The 18,175-nt window shown below is 69.2% G+C and carries 22 protein-coding genes; 7 read left to right on the forward strand and 15 right to left on the reverse strand.

Annotation, left to right across the window (positions count from 1 at the left end):
* Position 1: 1 nt before the first annotated feature.
* Both ruvA and ruvC read right to left on the reverse strand, forming a co-directional pair.
* Positions 2-592: a Holliday junction branch migration protein RuvA gene (ruvA, locus tag H7K45_RS21180; RefSeq protein ID WP_263997931.1), complete on the reverse strand. Its 591-nt coding sequence runs from the start codon at positions 590-592 to the stop codon at positions 2-4.
* Positions 589-1,143, reverse strand: a complete 555-nt coding sequence (gene ruvC / locus H7K45_RS21185; RefSeq protein ID WP_263997932.1) for a crossover junction endodeoxyribonuclease RuvC — start codon at positions 1,141-1,143, stop codon at positions 589-591. Before ruvC ends, ruvA begins: the two co-directional genes overlap by 4 nt.
* Positions 1,144-1,305: 162 nt before the next feature.
* Here ruvC and H7K45_RS21190 point away from each other — a divergent pair, with 162 nt between their 5' ends.
* The 3 genes from H7K45_RS21190 to H7K45_RS21200 are packed head-to-tail and all read left to right on the forward strand — an operon-like array spanning position 1,306 to position 3,248.
* Entirely contained in the window at positions 1,306-2,139 is an 834-nt protein-coding gene (locus H7K45_RS21190; protein ID WP_263997933.1) for an alpha/beta fold hydrolase, read from the forward strand.
* A gap of 9 nt (positions 2,140-2,148) precedes the next feature.
* Positions 2,149-2,592, forward strand: coding sequence for a VOC family protein (locus tag H7K45_RS21195; RefSeq protein WP_263997934.1), 444 nt, complete (start codon positions 2,149-2,151; stop codon positions 2,590-2,592).
* Complete coding sequence (locus tag H7K45_RS21200; protein ID WP_263997935.1) at positions 2,592-3,248, forward strand: SDR family oxidoreductase; 657 nt, start codon at positions 2,592-2,594, stop codon at positions 3,246-3,248. The genes H7K45_RS21195 and H7K45_RS21200 overlap by 1 nt, the downstream gene beginning before the upstream one ends.
* A gap of 37 nt (positions 3,249-3,285) precedes the next feature.
* Here the strand turns inward: H7K45_RS21200 and H7K45_RS21205 are convergent, their stop codons facing one another.
* The 13 genes from H7K45_RS21205 to H7K45_RS21265 form a co-directional block, all read right to left on the reverse strand.
* Positions 3,286-4,041 (reverse strand): YebC/PmpR family DNA-binding transcriptional regulator, encoded by a 756-nt coding sequence (locus tag H7K45_RS21205; protein ID WP_263997936.1) that lies wholly within the window; start codon positions 4,039-4,041, stop codon positions 3,286-3,288.
* 109 nt (positions 4,042-4,150) lie between these two features.
* On the reverse strand, positions 4,151-4,732 hold the full coding sequence (gene pdxT / locus H7K45_RS21210) for a pyridoxal 5'-phosphate synthase glutaminase subunit PdxT (RefSeq protein WP_263997937.1): 582 nt from the start codon (positions 4,730-4,732) through the stop codon (positions 4,151-4,153).
* Positions 4,729-5,577: an acyl-CoA thioesterase II gene (gene tesB / locus H7K45_RS21215; RefSeq protein ID WP_263997938.1), complete on the reverse strand. Its 849-nt coding sequence runs from the start codon at positions 5,575-5,577 to the stop codon at positions 4,729-4,731. The genes pdxT and tesB overlap by 4 nt, the downstream gene beginning before the upstream one ends.
* A gap of 8 nt (positions 5,578-5,585) precedes the next feature.
* The gene (gene pdxS / locus H7K45_RS21220; protein WP_263997939.1) at positions 5,586-6,485 is read right to left on the reverse strand and encodes a pyridoxal 5'-phosphate synthase lyase subunit PdxS; all 900 of its coding nucleotides are present in this window, start codon (positions 6,483-6,485) and stop codon (positions 5,586-5,588) included.
* Positions 6,486-6,563: 78 nt separating this feature from the next.
* The gene (locus tag H7K45_RS21225) at positions 6,564-7,589 is read right to left on the reverse strand and encodes an NUDIX hydrolase (protein ID WP_372512621.1); all 1,026 of its coding nucleotides are present in this window, start codon (positions 7,587-7,589) and stop codon (positions 6,564-6,566) included.
* Positions 7,589-8,791 (reverse strand): glycosyltransferase family 4 protein, encoded by a 1,203-nt coding sequence (locus H7K45_RS21230; RefSeq protein WP_263997941.1) that lies wholly within the window; start codon positions 8,789-8,791, stop codon positions 7,589-7,591. The genes H7K45_RS21225 and H7K45_RS21230 overlap by 1 nt, the downstream gene beginning before the upstream one ends.
* Positions 8,791-9,714 (reverse strand): phosphatidylinositol mannoside acyltransferase, encoded by a 924-nt coding sequence (locus H7K45_RS21235; RefSeq protein WP_263998388.1) that lies wholly within the window; start codon positions 9,712-9,714, stop codon positions 8,791-8,793. Before H7K45_RS21235 ends, H7K45_RS21230 begins: the two co-directional genes overlap by 1 nt.
* 26 nt (positions 9,715-9,740) lie before the next feature.
* Positions 9,741-10,418 (reverse strand): phosphatidylinositol phosphate synthase, encoded by a 678-nt coding sequence (pgsA, locus tag H7K45_RS21240; RefSeq protein WP_308206425.1) that lies wholly within the window; start codon positions 10,416-10,418, stop codon positions 9,741-9,743.
* Positions 10,415-10,990: an ATP adenylyltransferase gene (locus H7K45_RS21245; protein WP_263998390.1), complete on the reverse strand. Its 576-nt coding sequence runs from the start codon at positions 10,988-10,990 to the stop codon at positions 10,415-10,417. Before H7K45_RS21245 ends, pgsA begins: the two co-directional genes overlap by 4 nt.
* Positions 10,975-13,017: a threonine--tRNA ligase gene (gene thrS / locus H7K45_RS21250; protein WP_263997942.1), complete on the reverse strand. Its 2,043-nt coding sequence runs from the start codon at positions 13,015-13,017 to the stop codon at positions 10,975-10,977. The genes H7K45_RS21245 and thrS overlap by 16 nt, the downstream gene beginning before the upstream one ends.
* Positions 13,018-13,092: 75 nt before the next feature.
* Positions 13,093-13,515, reverse strand: a complete 423-nt coding sequence (locus H7K45_RS21255; protein WP_263997943.1) for a TIGR02611 family protein — start codon at positions 13,513-13,515, stop codon at positions 13,093-13,095.
* Positions 13,512-14,159: a PaaI family thioesterase gene (locus tag H7K45_RS21260; protein WP_372512605.1), complete on the reverse strand. Its 648-nt coding sequence runs from the start codon at positions 14,157-14,159 to the stop codon at positions 13,512-13,514. Before H7K45_RS21260 ends, H7K45_RS21255 begins: the two co-directional genes overlap by 4 nt.
* A gap of 21 nt (positions 14,160-14,180) precedes the next feature.
* The gene (locus H7K45_RS21265; RefSeq protein WP_263997945.1) at positions 14,181-15,047 is read right to left on the reverse strand and encodes an aldo/keto reductase; all 867 of its coding nucleotides are present in this window, start codon (positions 15,045-15,047) and stop codon (positions 14,181-14,183) included.
* A gap of 37 nt (positions 15,048-15,084) precedes the next feature.
* Between H7K45_RS21265 and H7K45_RS21270 the strand changes: the two genes are divergently transcribed.
* From H7K45_RS21270 to H7K45_RS21285, 4 genes are all read left to right on the forward strand, one after another.
* Complete coding sequence (locus H7K45_RS21270) at positions 15,085-15,582, forward strand: DUF1990 domain-containing protein (RefSeq protein ID WP_263997946.1); 498 nt, start codon at positions 15,085-15,087, stop codon at positions 15,580-15,582.
* Positions 15,583-15,594: 12 nt separating this feature from the next.
* On the forward strand, positions 15,595-16,380 hold the full coding sequence (locus H7K45_RS21275) for an MBL fold metallo-hydrolase (RefSeq protein ID WP_263997947.1): 786 nt from the start codon (positions 15,595-15,597) through the stop codon (positions 16,378-16,380).
* Between the two features lie 27 nt (positions 16,381-16,407).
* Positions 16,408-16,794 (forward strand): DUF2237 family protein, encoded by a 387-nt coding sequence (locus H7K45_RS21280; protein ID WP_263997948.1) that lies wholly within the window; start codon positions 16,408-16,410, stop codon positions 16,792-16,794.
* A 206-nt stretch (positions 16,795-17,000) separates the two neighbouring features.
* The gene (locus H7K45_RS21285) at positions 17,001-18,167 is read left to right on the forward strand and encodes an LLM class flavin-dependent oxidoreductase (RefSeq protein WP_263997949.1); all 1,167 of its coding nucleotides are present in this window, start codon (positions 17,001-17,003) and stop codon (positions 18,165-18,167) included.
* Positions 18,168-18,175 lie beyond the last annotated feature (8 nt).

Genomic DNA, 18,175 nt, shown 5'->3' on the forward strand with positions numbered 1-18,175 from the left:
GCTAATTCTTCCCCAGCATCGACAGTGCGGCGCGCAGCGCACTCGAGGTCGTCGCCTCGGAGTCGTCGGCGAGGACCTTGTCGGTCGCCTCCTCGGCCTGCTTGACCGGAAAGCCAAGTCCGACCAGGGCTTCGACGACCAGCCCGCGAATGGCGTGCCCGCCGACGGCGGCGCTCCCGGCGGTGCCGGCGACGGCCCCGATCTTGTCCCTGAGTTCGAGCACCATGCGTTCGGCGCCGCGCTTGCCGATGCCGGGCACCCGGGTCAGGGCGGCGACGTCACCGTCGGCCAGCGCCTGACGCAGCGTTTGGGCGTCGTAGACGGCCAACGTCGCCAACGCGATCTTGGGTCCGACGCCGGAGACCGACAGCAGGACGGTGAACACGTCGCGCGACTCGGCGTCGGCGAACCCGTAGAGCGTCATCGAGTCCTCGCGCACGATCATCGCCGTGACGAGCCTGGCCTCGGTGCCGCGCCGCAACGTCGCGAGCGTCGTCGGGGTGGTCAGCACCTTGTAGCCGACGCCGGCGGCCTCGATGACGGCGTGGTCGAGCGCAATGTCGAGGACCTCGCCGCGAACCGAGGCGATCACGTCGCCGCCCTCAGCCGGGCCTTGAACTTGCGGCGCTGTTCGGCCGCCAGCGCCTCGGCCTCGGCCATCCGGGCGATCATCGGGGCCCGCCAACAGTGACAGATGGCCAGCGCCAGCGCGTCGGCCGCGTCGGCCGGTGTCGGTTTCGATTGCAGCGCAAGGATTCTGGTGACCATCTCGGTGACCTGCGCCTTGTCGGCACGGCCGTTGCCCGTCACGGCGGCCTTGACCTCACTGGGTGTGTGGAAGTGGACGTCGATGTCCCGCCGGGCGGCGGCCAGCGCGATCACACCGCCGGCCTGCGCGGTGCCCATCGCGGTGTTGGCGTTGTTGTTGGCGAACACCCGCTCGATCGCGAGGACGTCGGGGCAGTGCGTGTCGAGCCAGTGCTCGACGGTGTCGCTGATCGTCAAGAGTCTCTTGTGCAGCGGCTGGTCCGACGGCGTGCGGACCACGTCGACGTCGAGCGCGATCACGGTCCGGCCGCGACCGGTCTCGATGACCGACAGGCCGCATCGTGTCAACCCAGGGTCGACACCCATCACCCGCATCACGACTCCCCGTCGACGAAGGCTGCCGAAGGTCCGAACAGCTGTTCGACACCTTAACGGCTCCAATGGCGCGCACGGCTCAGCGACATGCCCGCAGTGGTCGGGTCGGTAGACCCCACCGCATGCGCGAATGATGGATCCTTGCCCAAGGAGGTGCGGCCCATGAAGTCCGTCGACGTTCCCGCAGGCACGATCGAATATCGCGACGAGGGCGACCCGTCCGGCCCCCCGGTCGTGTTGCTGCACGGCCTCCTGATGAACCATGCCCAGTGGGATCTGGCGCTTCCGCTGCTTCCGAGTGGCCACCGCTACGTGCTGCCGGTACTGCCGATGGGTGGGCACCGGATACCCATGCGCGCCGACGCCGACCTGACGATGCCCGGCATGGTGGCCCTGCTCGCCGACTTCCTCGACGCCCTCGACGTCGTCGACGTGGTGCTCGTGGTCACCGACTGGGGCGGGCCACTCTTCCTCACCGACATCGGGCGCGACCACCGCGTGCGACGGTTGATCATCTGCCCCTCGGAGGCGTTCGAGAACTTTCCCCCCGGCCTGCCCGGCAAGGCCACCCGGCTGATCACGCTCAGTCCGCTCACCGTGTCCCTGGCCATGCGAATCCTGGCCGTCGGTTGGCTCCGTCGGCGCTACCTCCTGTTCGGCATGATGGCCAAGAAGCCGATCCCCCAGTCGATCGTCGAGCACTGGTTCGACCACGCCAGGCACGATCCGGCGCTGCGTCGCGATTTGATCCGCTACGCCAGAACCCGGTTCGACGCCCGTGACCTGGTGCGCGCCACCGAGAGCCTGGCCGGCTTCGGTGGCGAGGTCCTGGTGCTGTGGAGTCGCAACCCGGTGATGCCGGATGCACACGCCCACCGGCTGGCCGACCTGACCGGCGCCACGCTGCGCTACGTCGACGACGCCCACGTGCTGATCATGCTCGACCAACCCGAGCAGACCGCCCGTGCCATCGGCGCGTTCCTGGCTTCGGGATAGCTTGGAGGGGTGACCGAACCCGGCGCCCGACTCCCCCGCTTCCACCTGGCCGTGCCCGTCGACGACCTCGACGCGGCCCGCCACTTCTATGGCACGGTGCTCGAATTGCAACAGGGCCGCAGCGCGGAGTCGTGGGTCGACTGGAACCTGCACGGCCACCAGTTCGTCACCCACCTGGCTCCCGGTGGACCGACCCGGGCGCACAATCCCGTCGACGGTCACGACGTGCCGGTCCCCCACTTCGGGCTGCTGCTCACCGTCGACGAGTTCCACCGTCTCGCCGACCGACTGAGGGCCCACGACGTGGAGTTCGTCATCGAACCGTATCTGCGCTTCGAAGGTCTTCCCGGCGAGCAGTGGACGATGTTCATATTCGACCCGTCGGGAAATGCGTTGGAGTTCAAGGCTTTTGCCGATGATTCCCAGGTATTCGCAACGAAGGAGAACCACTGATGCGCGTCGTCATCGCCGGCGGACACGGCAAGATCGCCCTGATCCTGGAGAAGCTGCTCACCGAGCGCGGCGACTCGGCGGTCGGGCTGATCCGCAACCCCGAGCACGCGGGCGACCTGGAGGCCGTGGGCGCCGAACCCGTCGTCGTCGACCTGGAGAACGCCACGGCCGACGAGGTGGCGGCCCACCTGCGCGGCGCAGACGCGGTGGTCTTCGCCGCGGGCGCCGGTCCCGGCAGCGGGATCGAACGCAAGACGACGGTCGACCGCGACGCCGCGATCCTGCTGGCCGACGCCGCGGAGCGCGCCGGGGTCGACCGCTACCTGATGATCTCGGCGATGGGCGCCGACGAACCCGCCTCCGGCGACGACGAGGTGTTCACCGCGTATCTGGCCGCGAAGTCGGCAGCCGACGCCGCCGTCCGCGAACGGTCGGCCCTCAACACCACCATCGTGCGGCCCGGCGGCCTCACCGACGACCCCGCCACCGGCCGCGTGCGCGTCGCGGAGTCCACCGGCCGCGGCACCATCCCCCGGGCCGACGTCGCGGGCATGCTGCTGGCGCTGCTGGACGCCCCCGCCACCGGTGACGTGACGTTCGAGCTGATCTCCGGTGACGCCACCGTCGCCGAGGCCGTCGCAGTTCTGACGCCCTAGCGGTTCTGACTCCTTAGCGGTTCTGACGCCCTAGCGGTCAGTCCTCGTCGAGCTGGGCGGCAACCTCGTCGGAGATCTCGACGTTGGTCCACACGTCCTGCACGTCGTCGCTGTCCTCGAGGGCGTCGACGAGCTTGAACACCTTGCGGGCACCCTCGACGTCGACGGGCACCGACACCGACGGCTGGAAGCTGGCGTCGGCAGAGTCGTACTCGATGCCCGCGTCCTGCAAGGCCGTGCGGACGGCCACCAGGTCGGTCGGCTCGGACACGATCTCGAAGCTGTCGCCGCGGTCGACGACGTCCTCGGCACCGGCCTCGAGGACCGCGGTCAGGACGTCGTCCTCGGTCAAGCCGTTCTTCTCCAGCGTCACCACGCCCTTGCGGGTGAACAGGTAGGAGACCGAGCCCGGGTCGGCCATGTTGCCGCCGTTGCGGGTCATCGCGATGCGCACCTCGCTGGCGGCGCGGTTCTTGTTGTCGGTGAGGCACTCGATGAGCACCGCGACGCCGTTGGGCCCGTAGCCCTCGTAGGTGATCGGCTGCCAGTCGGCGCCGCCCGCCTCTTCGCCGCCGCCGCGCTTGCGGGCCCGCTCGATGTTGTCGTTGGGGACCGAGGTCTTCTTCGCCTTCTGGATGGCGTCGTACAACGTCGGGTTGCCCGCCGGGTCACCGCCACCGGTCCGAGCCGCCACTTCGATGTTCTTGATCAGCCGGGCAAACTCCTTGCCGCGGCGCGCATCCTTGACAGCCTTCTGGTGCTTGGTGGTGGCCCACTTGGAATGGCCGCTCATGCAGGTACTACTCGCTTTCGTTCACTCTCTAGCCCTGTTGGTCGAGTCTACGTCCTGGCGATTCGTGCACCCGCACCCGCGGTCAGCGCGGGTGCGGGTGCACGGATCGCTACAGGGAGTCGACGAACAGCCGGTGCACGCGACGGTCGCCGGTCATCTCGGGATGGAACGCCGTGGCCAACGTGCGGCCCTGACGCACCGCGACGGGATGCCCGCCGGCCCGCGCCAGCACCTCTACCTTGGGACCGACCCGCTCGACCCACGGCGCCCTGATGAACACCGCGTGCACCGAACCGTCGAGGCCGTCGAATGCGACGTCCTCCTCGAAGGAGTCGACCTGCCTGCCAAAGGCGTTGCGCCGCACCGTCATGTCGATACCCGCCAACGGCAACGCCTCGCGCCCGGGCACCCCGGCGTCGGCGATCTCGCTGGCCAGCAGAATCATTCCGGCACACGAGCCGTAGGCGGGCATGCCGTCGGCCAGCCGGGCCCGCAGCGGTTCGAGCAGCTCGAATTCGCGCAGCAGCTTGCTCATCGCGGTCGATTCCCCACCGGGGATGACCAGGGCGTCGACGGAGTCCAACTCGTGACGGCGGCGCACCGTGACGGCCTCGGCGCCGGCCTCGGTCAACGCGGCCAGGTGCTCTCTGGTGTCGCCCTGCAACGCGAGCACACCGACGCGGACCGTCACTGGCCGGACGGGGTGACGTCGCGGACGTAGCGGGTCAGCCCCTCCTGCATCACCGAGGCGACCATCTCGCCGTACCGGTTGTACAGCTTGCCCTCGGTCAGGGAGCGGCCGCCGCAGGCCGACGGCGAGGACTGGTCGTACAGCAGCCATTCGTCGGCGCGGAAGGGCCGCATGAACCACATCGCGTGGTCGAGTGAGGCCACCATCAGGTGCTTGCGCGCCTCGACGTGGTTGACCTGCGCGGAGCCGAGCAGGGTCAGGTCGCTCAGGTAGGCCAGGGCGCAGATGTGCAGCACCGGGTCGTCGGACATCGGGTCGCGGTGCCGGAACCACACCTGCTGCTGGGACGCCTTGCCCGGTAGCAGCGTCATCTGGTCCCGCGGCACGATCCGGACGTCCCACTCGTCGAATTGCCGGAAGCTGGCGTCGTCGAACACCTTGCTCGCCGACTTGAAGTCGGGGATGTCGTCCGGCGGCGGCGCCGTCGGCATGACGTCCTGGTGCTCGATGCCGCTCTGGTCGGTCTGAAACGACGCCGACATCGAGAAGATCGTCTCACCGTGCTGGATCGCCGAGACCCGGCGCGTGCAGAACGAGCCGCCGTCGCGAACGCGTTCGACGCTGTAGACCGTGGGCGACCGTGCGTCCCCGCCCCGCAGGAAGTACCCGTGCAGCGAATGCACCTGGTACTTCGGGTCGACGGTGCGGACCGCCGACACCAGGGACTGCCCTGCGACGTGGCCACCGAAGGTGCGCTGCAGGAAACCGGACTCGGGGCTGAACACGCCGCCGCGGTAGATGTTGACCTCGATCTGTTCCAGGTCGAGGATCTCTTCGATCGCCACGGGCGGGTTTACCAGCCGCGCTCGGCGAGCCGGTGCGGCTGCGCGATGTCCTCCACGTTGATGCCGACCATGGCCTCGCCAAGCCCGCGCGACACCTTGGCCAGCACGTCCGGGTCGTCGTAGAAGGTGGTGGCCTTCACGATCGCCGCACCGCGCTCCTCGGGGTTGCCCGACTTGAAGATGCCCGATCCGACGAACACGCCCTCGGCGCCGAGCTGCATCATCATCGCCGCATCCGCAGGCGTGGCGATGCCACCGGCGGTGAACAGCGTCACCGGCAGCTTGCCGGCCCGCGCCACCTCGACGACGAGGTCGTAGGGGGCCTGCAATTCCTTTGCCGCGACGAACAACTCGTCTTCGGACAACGACGTCAACCGGCGGATCTCGCCGCCGATCTTGCGCATGTGGGTGGTCGCGTTGGACACGTCGCCGGTGCCCGCCTCACCCTTGGAGCGAATCATCGCCGCACCCTCGCTGATGCGCCGCAGGGCCTCGCCGAGGTTGGTCGCCCCGCACACGAACGGCACGGTGAACTTCCACTTGTCGATGTGGTTGGCGTAGTCGGCAGGCGTCAGGACCTCGGACTCGTCGACGTAGTCCACGCCGAGACTCTGCAGGATCTGGGCCTCGACGAAGTGGCCGATGCGGGCCTTGGCCATGACCGGAATGGTCACCGCCTCGATGATGCCTTCGATCATGTCGGGGTCGCTCATCCGCGACACCCCGCCCTGGGCGCGAATGTCGGCAGGCACCCGCTCGAGGGCCATGACCGCGACGGCGCCGGCGCCTTCGGCGATGCGCGCCTGCTCCGGCGTCACCACGTCCATGATCACGCCGCCCTTGAGCATCTCGGCCATGCCGCGCTTGACCCGGGCGGTGCCGGTCACGGGCGTATCGAGGGAATCCACGTCAATCTCCTCCACATCAGTACTGAAACAGTCTAGGGGCCGGGCCAAATCCGTTCGATCCGCACATGGCTTCGGCGATCATCTGATCGATTGCAGCTGCCGCGCCGGACCGGTGGACCCTGCCGCGGCCATCGCGGTCGCCTCGGGTAGCAACTCCGCGAGCTGCAACGGATACACGGTTTCTCCCCCCTCGACCAACTCCGCGATCGTGGCCTCGTCACACCAGCGGTGTCCGTGGATGGTGCGCGTCTCCAGGGGGGTGAACCCCGTCGTCGACGGTTCGAACCTCTGCGTGCGGTAGACGAAGAACATCTCCTCGCTGCGGATCACCGACCCGTTGAAGTCGAAGACCGCGTCACGCTGCCACACCGGTCCGATCAGATCGGCCTTGCTGACTCGAAGGCCGGTCTCCTCGGCGAGTTCGCGCACGGCAGCGTCGGCGAGCTCCTCACCGGGTTCCACCGCCCCGCCCACCGTGAACCACCATCGCGGCGCCGACTCGGCGGCCGGATCCGAACCACAGAACAACAGGACGTAACCCAGTTCGTCGAGCAACACGATCCGTGCCGAGGTGCGCTTGTAGACCTGCTGGGAGAAGGAGCGTTGGGCGGCGCGTTCGGCGATCTCGAAATAGCTTGGCATGGGCGCGGTTCCGCCAAGGCGCAGCCACCGCACCAGCGGCCGCTCGCGCAGCGCGAGCGTGTCGCGCACGGCGTCGTTGTGGAAACGTCGCCCCAGCAGCACGCGGGCCTCGGCGTCGGCCATCTCCGCGACCAGGGCCACGGGCAGCGACGTCGGGTCGACCGCGGCCAGCGCATTGGACAGCTCGTTCTCGGCGGCTTCCCTGGCGTGCCGCGGCGCCCGCTCGGCGGCGTCGGCCAGCCCCGCCAGCCGTCGCCCGGCTGCTGAGTTGCCGTAGGCGTCGGTCGCCACGGCACGAGCGACGACGGCGCGGCGGGCCAGGATGCCGTCGAGCGCCTGCCAGGACAGGTCGTAGCGCACGTGGAGGCGGTCGAGTCGGTGAGCGGTCTGAAACGCCCAGATGCCGCCGATCAGCAGCAGCGCCGCGATCAGGACGAGCGCGACGACGACGAGCCAGGTGATCACGCCATGTCTCCTGCGGCGTCGAGTTCGCCGGCCCGCGCCTTGGTGGCGCGGCTGCCCCTGCCGCCGTTGCCGGTGGTCCCCTCGACGCGGACCTTGACCCCGGCCCCCGAGACCGTCTCGTAGACCCGCAGGATCTCCTGCGCCACCACCGACCAGTCGTAGCGGCGCACGGCCTCGGTGGCGGTCTCGACGTACCGCCGTCGTGCGGCGTCGTCGCCAAGCACCTCGATCAGCGCCGCGACCAGTGCCGCCGGGTCCTCGACGGGCACCAGACGACCCGCGGCGCCGTCGCAGAGCACGCGCCGGAACGCGTCGAGGTCACTGGCGACGACGGCGGTGCCTGCCGCCATCGCCTCGACGAGCACGATGCCGAAACTTTCACCGCCGGTGTTGGGCGCGCAGTACACGTCGGCGCTGCGCATCGCCGAGGCCTTGCCCTCGTCGTCGACCAACCCCAGGAAACGCAGGTGCCCGGCGAGCGCGCCGGCGTCGTCGGCCAGTTCCTCCTCGTCACCACGCCCGACGACGAGGATCTCCACGTCGGGGAACGACTCGACCAGGGCGGGCAGGGCGGCGAGCAGGACGGCCATGCCCTTGCGCGGTTCGTCGAAGCGACCGAGGAACAACACCGACCGCCCGGGCCGGGGGTAGCCGTCCAGCAGCGGGGCCGATGCGAAGGACTCGACGTCGACGCCGTTGGGAATCTCGACCGCGTCGGAGCCGAGCGCCTCCATCTGCCAGCGCCTGGCGAGGTCGGACACCGCGATGCGGCCGACGATCTTCTCGTGCCAGGGCCGCAGAATTCCCTGAAACACGCTGAGCGTCAACGACTTCGTGGTCGAGGTGTGAAACGTCGCGACGATCGGCCCCTCGGCGATCATCAGCGCCAGCATCGACAGGCTCGGCGCGTTGGGCTCGTGGATGTGCAGCACGTCGAAGTCACCGTCGACGAGCCACCGCTTCACCTTCCGGTGGGTGGCGGGGCCGAACCGCAGCCGCGCGACGGAGCCGTTGTACGGGATGGGAATGGCCTTGCCGCCGGAGACGACGTAGTCCGGCAGGTCGGCTTCCGGGGAGGACGGCGCCAGAACGCTCACGTGGTGTCCGTAACCCCGCATCACCTCGGCGAGTTGCAGCACGTGAGCCTGAACGCCACCCGGCACGTCGAAGGAGTACGGGCACACCATCCCGATGCGCATCAGGTGGTCCCGGTCAGCCGCGCGCGACGCTCCTGCGACAGGTCGGCGATCCACTGCGGCTGCAGCATGTGCCAGTCGGCGGGGTGGGCGGCGATGTTGGCGCCGAAGTGGTCGGCCAGCGCCTGCGTGACGGCCTCGACGTCCCCGGAGGACGTGTCCAGCGGGGCGCCGATCTGGGTGGCGGCGACGTCTCCGTCGTAGAAGGAGTGCACCGGCAGCAGCGCGGCACCGGTCGCCATGGCCAGCTTGGCTGGCCCGGCGGGCAGCATCGTCGGCTCTCCGAAGAGGTCGACGAGCACTCCGGCCTTGGTCAGGTCGCGGTCGGACATCAGACACACCAGCCCGTTGCCGCGCAGGCGCTCGGCGAGGACGTCGAACGGCGGGCGTGAACCGCCGGTCAGCGGCAGGACTTCGAAGCCGAGGCTCTCGCGGTAGTCGAGGAAGCGCTTGTACAGTGACTCGGGCTTGAGGCGTTCGGCGACGGTGGTGAACCGACCGTAGGTGTTGGTCAGCCACACCCCGGCGAGGTCCCAGTTGCCACTGTGCGGCAGCGCCAGTACGGCGCCGCGGCCGGCCTCGAGCGCCGCCGCGACGTGCTCGCCACCGGTGGTCGCGGCGTCGAGTTCCCTGGCCAGCACCCGGTGATCCATCGACGGCAGCCGGAACGCCTCGCGCCAGTACCGCGCGTAAGACGACAGGGACGCCCGGATCAGATCGCCCGGCACGTCGGCGGGCGCGACGCCGAGCACCCTGGCGAGGTTCTTGCGCAGCTGATCGGGGCCGCCACCGCGTGCGGCGTACAGCGCACCGGCGTCGAAGGCGTTGCGCGCGGCGAACTCCGGCAGTGCCCGCACCAGCCGCCATCCGGTGGCGTAACCGACGTCGGACAATCGGCCCCCGAGCGGTACCCGAAACCCGCGCACTCTCGGCAGCCCCGCCGACGGGGTGCTCACGGCTCGCTCGCCTCCTCGGCCGTGCCGTTGGGCGGCGGGCTCGTCGGGACGGGCTCGGACGCACCGGGCGACACGCGCACGGAGTGCAGCCGCTGACCCAGGGTGACCAGACTGGCGACGGCCAGGGCCCACATGGAGACGGGCAGCAACCACGGCACGTGCAAGAACGACACCCCGGACAGCCCGGCGCCGGCCAGCACGATGATGAGCCGCTCGGGGCGTTCGATGAAGCCGCCGTCGCCCTTGAGGCCGTTGGCCTCGGCCCTGGCCTTGACATAGGAGATCACCTGAGAGGTGACCAGCGAGATCATCGTCGCCACGGTCAACGACGCACTGTGAATCCCAAAGGTGGCCCACCACAACAGACCACAGAAGATCGCGCCGTCGGCGACGCGGTCACACGTCGCGTCCAGGACACCGCCGAACGGCGTGCTGAACCCCCGTTCGCGCGCCATCGCGCCGTCGAGCATGTCGGCAAGGACGAAGACGAACACCGCGAAGGCGCCCCACCACAGCTGTCCGATGGGAAACAGCGCCAGCGCGGAGACGACGGTCCCCGCCGTCCCGATGACGGTGATGCCGTCGGGCGTCAGCCCCATGCGCAGCGAGGCCTTGGCCACCGGGCGGCTCAGCTTCGCGTACGCCGCCCTGGTCAGCAGGTAGAAGTCGCTCACGACTGAGCCGCCCACTCGTCTGCCAGCAACTGGCGGGTGTCGCGGAGCAACTGCGGAATGACCTTGGAACTTCCGATGACGGTGATGAAGTTGGCGTCGCCGCCCCAGCGCGGCACGACGTGCATGTGCAGGTGTTCGGCGAGGCTGCCGCCCGCCGAGTGGCCAAGGTTGAGGCCGACGTTGAAGCCGTGCGGCCGGGAGACGGCCTTCATCACGCGAATGGCCTTCTGGGTGAAGGCCATCAATTCGGCGCTCTCGGCGTCGGTGAGGTCCTCCAGTTCGGAGACCCGGCGGTAGGGCACCACCATCAGGTGGCCGGGGTTGTAGGGGTAGAGGTTCAACACCGCGTAGACGAGTTCGCCCCGGGCGACCACCAGGCCGTCCTCGTCGGTCATCCCCGGGATGTCGGTGAACGGCTCCGACGAGCCGGCCGATCCCGACCCGCCCTGCACCTTCGCCTCGGCGATGTAGTTCATCCGGTGCGGGGTCCACAGCCGTTGCAGGTGGTCGGGCTCCCCGATGCCACGGTCGACGATCGTGTTCTCCGGGTCCACCGTCACACCGTGACCAATTCTGCGGTGGGAGCGGCATTCTCGCGTCGGGCGATCCAGTCCACGATGGCCTCGACGGCGACGTCGCGCGGGACGCCGTTGACCTGGGTGCGGTCACCGAACCGGAAGCTCACCGCGCCGGCCTCGACGTCGCGGTCGCCGGCGAGCAGCATGAAGGGCACCTTCTGATTGGTCTGGTTGACGATCTTCTTCGCCATCCGGTCGTCGCTGGCGTCGACCTCGACTCGGACGCCACGCGACTTCAGTTGCGCGGCAACGTCTTCGAGGTAGGGCACGTGCGCGTCGGCGACGGGGATACCGACCGCCTGCACCGGCGCCAACCAGACGGGGAATGCGCCGGCGTAGTGCTCGGTCAGCACGCCGAAGAACCGCTCGATCGACCCGAACAGGGCGCGATGGATCAGCACCGGCCGCTGCCGGCTGCCGTCGGGACCGGTGTACTCCAGCTCGAAGCGCTCGGGCATGTTGAAGTCCAGCTGAATCGTCGACATCTGCCACGTGCGACCCAGGGCGTCCTTGACCTGCACGGAGATCTTCGGACCGTAGAACGCCGCACCGCCCGGGTCGGGCACCAGATCCAGACCCGAGGCCTCGGCAACCTCGCGCAGCGTGGTGGTGGCCTCCTCCCAGTCCTCGTCGGAGCCGACGTACTTGTCGGGATCCTTGGTCGAGAGTTCCAGGTAGTAGTCGTCGAGGCCGTAGTCGGCGAGCAGTTCCAGCACGAAGGTCAGCAGCGAGGTCAGCTCGCCGCGCATCTGCTCGCGCGTGGTGTAGATGTGCGCGTCGTCCTGGGTCATGCCGCGCACCCGGGTCAGCCCGTGCACCACGCCGGACTTCTCGTAGCGGTACACCGAGCCGAATTCGAAGAGCCGCAGCGGAAGTTCACGGTAGGACCGCCCGCGCGCCCGGTAGATCAGGTGGTGCATCGGGCAGTTCATCGGCTTGAGGTAGTAGTTCTGGCCGGGTTTGCGCACGGTGCCGTCGTCGTTGAGCTCCTCGTCGACGTGCATCGGGGGGAACATGCCGTCGGCGTACCACTCGAGATGCCCCGAGGTGATGTAGAGGTGTTCCTTGGTGATGTGCGGGGTGTTGACGAACTCGTAGCCGGCCTGCTCGTGCTTGCGCCGGGAGTAGTCCTCGAGCTCGCGGCGAATGATGCCGCCCTTGGGGTGGAACACCGGCAGCCCGGAGCCCAGCTCGTCGGGGAAGCTGAACAGGTCCAGTTCGACGCCCAGCTTGCGGTGGTCGCGGCGCTGGGCCTCCTCGATCAGTTCGAGGTGGCGGTCCAAGGCCTCTTGGCTCTCCCAGGCGGTGCCGTAGATGCGCTGCAGGCTGGCGTTGGCCTGGTTGCCCCGCCAGTACGCCGCCGAGCTACGGGTCAACTTGAACGCCGGAATGTACTTGGTGGTCGGAATGTGCGGACCGCGGCACAGGTCGCCCCAGATGCGTTCCCTGGTGCGGGGATTGAGGTTGTCATAGGCGGTCAGCTCGGTGCCGCCCACCTCCATCACGTCGGGGTCGCCGGACTTGTCGTCGATCAGTTCCAGCTTGTAGGGCTCGTCGGCGAGATCCTCACGTGCCTCGTCATTGGAGGAGTACACCCGGCGGTCGAAGAGCTGACCGTCCTTGACGATCTTCTGCATGCGCTTCTCGAGAGCCGCGAGATCCTCGGGGGTGAAGGCGCGGGGCACCTCGAAGTCGTAGTAGAAGCCGTCGGTGATCGGGGGGCCGATGCCCAGTTTGGCCTCCGGGAACAACCCCTGGACCGCTTGGGCCAGGACGTGGGCCGCGGAGTGACGGATGACGCTGCGCCCGTCCTCGGTGTCGGCGGCCACGGGGGTGACCTCGGCGTCGGCGTCGGGAATCCACGACAGGTCCCGCAGGCGTCCTTCAGCGTCACGTACGACGACGATCGCGTCGGTGGCTCCTCGACTGGGCAGCCCGGCGTCACGAACCGCCGAGCCTGCCGTGGTCCCGGCAGCGACCCGGATCGGGGCTGCTGGGGCAATGCTGGCGACGGCGGTCATCGGTGGGTTCTCCTGGAGAGGTGACGGGTGCGTTGGACGCGACCATGGTATCGGGGTGGGTGCGGGGGCGAACGCTCAAGACCCCAGGCCGAGGGGACTCTTCAACCACGGCCATTCGAGACCGAACAGACCGGCGACGAAGCTGAGCGCGCCGAACAACCAGAGGGTGGCGACCACCACGGCCGAGGTGAGCACGACGCCGAGCACCTTGACCCACAGGCCCTGGGCCGAGAACCACTCCATGACGCGGTCGTAGCGCTCCTTGGTGAATCGCAACAACCGATGCGCCCATTCGAATTCGGTCGCCAGGATGCCCAATCCGAGGAAGACGATGGCCCATCCCGGCCCCGGGTAGGGAATCGCCAGGATGCCAAGACCCAGCACCGCCAGCCCGACCACCCCGACCACGATGCGGTAGGTGAGGTCGTAGGTGGGTCGTTCGCGCAGACCGTCGCGCCACCGCCCCCAGCGGCGCTTGGCGTCGGCGAGCCTGCTCATGGCTGCCCCGGCAGCAAGGTGAGGAACAACGCCTCGGCCTCGCACACCACGGTGTCGCCGTCCAGGAGGCGGCCGGAGAGGAAGATCTTTCGCCCGTCGATCCGGTCGATACCCGCGTCCACTCGTAACTCCTTCTCCACCGGCACGATTCTGCGGTAGTCGACGTGCAGGAAGGCCGTGCGCTGCCGCGGGCTCTCGCTGAGCTTGAACGCGGTGTACCCCAGCAGCGAGTCGAACAGCAACGCCAGCGCACCACCGTGCACCGCACCGTTGCGGCCCAGGTGGAAGCGGCGGAAGCGGGCCGTGCCCACGACGCGGCCGTCGACCGTCCGCAGGTCCACCGGCACCTGCATGATGTTGCCCCGGTTCGGCAGATCCATCCGGCGCCCCGACGGCGACCGCCACTCGTCGGCGTCGTACGGCGTCAGCAGGGCGTTGACGTCCTCGATCAGGTCGGCGGCCCGCGTCACGACGTCATCGGGCGCATTCGCGCTGCGAGTCAGATCCTGCAGCGTGCGGACGGCTTCGACGAAGCGTCCGTAATCGGGCCCGCCGCTGGTGGTGGGCACCGGCGGGTTGAAGCCGCCGCCGGATCCAGCGGTGTCGGGATGGGGCGCCACCCGACAACCGTATTGCCTCGGCATTCGCCGCGGCCCACCCGGTTGCTACTGGTCGGTGTCGTCGAGCGCCGCGAACTCCTCGTCGGTGAGGGTGACCTCGGCCGCCGAGACGTTCTCCTCGAGGTGGTTGACACGTGAGGTGCCCGGGATCGGCACCATGACCGGTGACCGCTTGAGCAGCCAGGCGACGGCCAGCTGGGAGGGTTTCACGCGGTGCTTGGAGGCGATGCGTTGCAGCGGGCCGCCGTCGGCGACGAGCGGCCCCGAGCCCAGCGGCGCCCACGGGATGAAGGCGATGCCCTGGTCTTCGCAGGCCTGCAGCAACGGGTCTGCGGTGCGCTCGGCCATGTTGTAGCGGTTCTGCACCGAGGCGATGGAGGCGACCTTTTGCGCCGCGGTCAACTGCTCGACGGTGATCTCCGAGAGCCCGATGTGGCGGATCTTGCCTTCCTTCTGCAGCGCGGCCAGTTCGCCGACCTGGTCCTCGGCGGGGAACTTCGAATCGATGCGGTGCAGCTGGAAGAGGTCGATGCGGTCGGTGCCGAGCCGGCGCAGGCTCATCTCGACCTCTTGGCGCAGGTATGCCGGGAAGCCGAGTGGCGTCCACTGGTTCTCACCGGTCCGCAGCAGCCCGGCCTTGGTGGCGACGACGAGACCGTCGCGATACGGGTGCAGCGCCTCGCGGATCAGTTCCTCGGCCACGTACGGGCCGTAGCTGTTGGCGGTGTCGAAGAAGTCGATGCCGAGTTCGACGGCGCGGCGCAGGACGCGGACGGCCTCGGCACGGTCGTCGGGCGGTCCCCAGATGCCGTTGCCGGTCAGCCGCATGGTGCCGAAGCCCAGCCGGTTGACGGTGAGATCCCCACCGATGGCGAACGTTCCGGAGGCACTGGCGACGGGTTGGGTGGTCACCGTTCGACGGTACCTCCGCTGATGGCATGGTGGGCCGGTGAAGTCCAGCGACCTGGCCGGCCTGCCGTTCACCTACGCCGAGGTGGGCGCCACCGCGGGCCCACCGCCGCCCGGGTATCACCACCTGCACGCCTCGGCGGTGATCGGGCATGGGCGGGCGAGGTTCGCCGACGCCGTCGAGCAGCTGATGCGGTGGGGCATGCAGCGCGGCGCCGGGCTGAGCGTCGACGCCACGACCGAGGTGGCGGCCGTCGGGTCGGAGGTCGTCGTCGGTCTCGGTCCCGTGCGGGCGCCGTGCCGGGTGGTCTACGTCCTCGACGAGCCCGACCGCAGGGGCTTTGCCTACGGCACGCTGCCCGGCCACGCCGAGAGCGGTGAGGAACTGTTCGCAGTGCGCTACGACCCGTCCGACGATTCGGTGCACGCGGAGGTAAGCGCCTTCTCGCGACCCGGAACGTGGTGGAGCAAGCTGGCCGGGCCGGTGACGTCGTCATTGCAGCGGATCGTGAGCCAGCGTTATCTGCGGGCGATCTGAGGTGGTTCGGCGATGAAGGTGCACCACCTCAACTGCGGCACGATGGACTCCCCCGGTGCGCCGACCGTCTGCCACGTCCTGTTGCTCGAGACCGACGCCGGGCTGGTGCTGGTCGACAGCGGCTTCGGGTTGCTCGACTGCGCGGACCCCCGCCGCATCGGCCCGTCACGACGGGTGATCCGGCCGCGGTTCCAGGTGCACGAGACGGCGGCCAAGCAGGTCGAGGGGCTGGGCTTCGCTCGCTCGGACGTCCGCCACGTCGTCGCCACGCACTTCGACGTCGACCACGTGGGCGGCATCGCGGACTTCCCGGATGCTCACATCCACGTCACCGCCGCGGAGGCACTCGGCGCGACGAACCCGCCGACGCGGATGGAGAAGCTCCGCTTTCGACCGTCGCAATGGGCCCACGGACCCCACCTCGTGGAACACGAGCCGACCGGCGAGAAGTGGCGCGGCTTCGCTGCGGCGAAGGAACTGGACGTCATCGCTCCGGGCATCGTGCTGGTCTCATTGCCCGGTCACACCCGCGGGCATGCCTGCGTGGCGGTCGACGCGGGCCATCGCTGGGTGCTGCACTGCGGCGACGCGTTCTACTACGAGGGCACCCTCGACGGCCGCTCCACGGTGCCGTGGGGGCTCAAGTGGTCCGAGATGCTCGTCGCGTTCGACCGAAAGGCGGTACGCGACAACCACTCCCGGCTGGCCGAACTTTACGCCCACCGCGACCCGAATCTGCTCGTCGTCTCGGCCCACGACCCGAGGCTCCTCGCCGACGCCGTCTCCACCAGCGTGTGACGGCGCCGGGTGCGCGATACTGGCGCCATGCCCGATCGCAACGTCCTCGGCGGCCTGCTCGACCCGTGCGGCACCGACCCGCTGACCGGGTTTCAGCGCGACGGTTGCTGTTCGACGGGTCCGGAGGACGTGGGGCTGCACACCATCTGCGCGGTGGTGACCACCGAGTTCCTCGAGCATCAACGGTCGATCGGCAACGACCTGACCACACCGGTGCCGCAGTACCGGTTTCCCGGCTTGGTGCCAGGTGACCGGTGGTGCGTCACCGCGCTGAATTGGCTTCGCGCACATCGCGACGGGGTGGGCACCCCGGTGGTGCTGGCCGCGACCCACGAGCGCACCCTCGACGTGGTGCCGCTGGAGGTGCTGCGCGAGCACGCCGTCGACGTGCCCGACGACCTCGGCGGCCTATGATCCGGGGCTCCCGACTTGGCATCACCGTGCGTCGATCTCTGCAGCCGAGGTGGGTCGGCGTCGAAGATGGGTGGGTGAGCTGCGCAGACGTGCCGGCGCGTCACCGAGGCGACCGCCGGCGCCGGGGCCGTCGAGGCGCCGCACCGGAATGCCGGGCACGCGCGAGCGCGTTGTGCTGGTGACCGTGACCGAAAGGGAGAACACCCGTGCCAGGTAGTTCCGATCCGCTTCATCTGGCCGTCGCGTTGGACGGCACGGGATGGCATCCCGCGTCGTGGCGCGAGCCGGACGCCCGACCGGCCGATCTGCTGACGGCGGGGTACTGGACCGATCTGGTCGCCGAGGCCGAGCGCGGTCTGCTGGACTTCGTCACCATCGAGGACGGGTTGGCGCTGCAGTCGGAGCATCCGCTGCGACCTGACGACCGGACCGATCGGGTGCGTGGCCGCCTGGACGCCACCCTCATCGCCGCGCGGGTGGCTCCGCGCACCCGACACATCGGGTTGGTGCCGACGGTGATAGCCACCCACACCGAACCGTTCCACGCGTCCAAGGCGATCGCGACCCTGGACTACGTGAGCTCGGGTCGGGCCGGCGTGCGCATTCAGGTGTCGGCGAGCCCGGCGGTGGCCAAGCACTTCGGCCGTCGGGTGATACCTCAGGACGGCGGAGCCGAACTCATGAGCGAGGCAACCGATTACGTCGAGGTCATTCGTCGACTGTGGGACAGCTGGGAGGACGACGCCGAGATCCGCGACGTCGCCACGGGACGGTTCGTCGACCGCGACAAGTTGCACTACGTCGACTTCGAGGGACGCTGGTTCTCGGTCAAGGGTCCGTCGATCACCCCAAGACCGCCGCAGGGCCAGCCCGTCGTCGCCGCCCTTGGCCACGTCGACGCGGCCTACCGGCTCATCGCCGCGGGCGCCGACGTCGGATTCGTCACCCCCCACGACGCCCGGGAGACCACGGCAATCGTCGAGGAGATCGCCGGGCACCGGGCGGGTGGTCCGCCGGTGCGGGTCTTCGCCGATCTCGTGGTGTTCCTCGACGACACGGCCGCCGCGGCGCGATCGCGGCGCGACCGGCTCGACGAGGTCGCAGGCAGCGCCTTGCGCAGTGACGCCGAGATCTTCACGGGCACACCAGCCGACTTGGCCGACCTCCTCCAGCAGTGGCACGACGCCGGGGCCGACGGTTTCCGGCTGCGCCCAGCCGCCCTGCCACACGACCTGCTGCAGATCACCGACGGGTTGGTTTCCGAACTGCGCGCGCGGGGGGCATTCCGGGCCTCGTATGCGAACGCCAGCCTGCGTGACTCACTTGGACTGTCCCGTCCCGCCAACCGGTACTCGACCGCCGCGACCTCCTAGGAATCTCG

This window comes from Mycobacterium yunnanensis (assembly GCF_025823185.1).
Lineage (GTDB): Bacteria > Actinomycetota > Actinomycetes > Mycobacteriales > Mycobacteriaceae > Mycobacterium > Mycobacterium yunnanensis.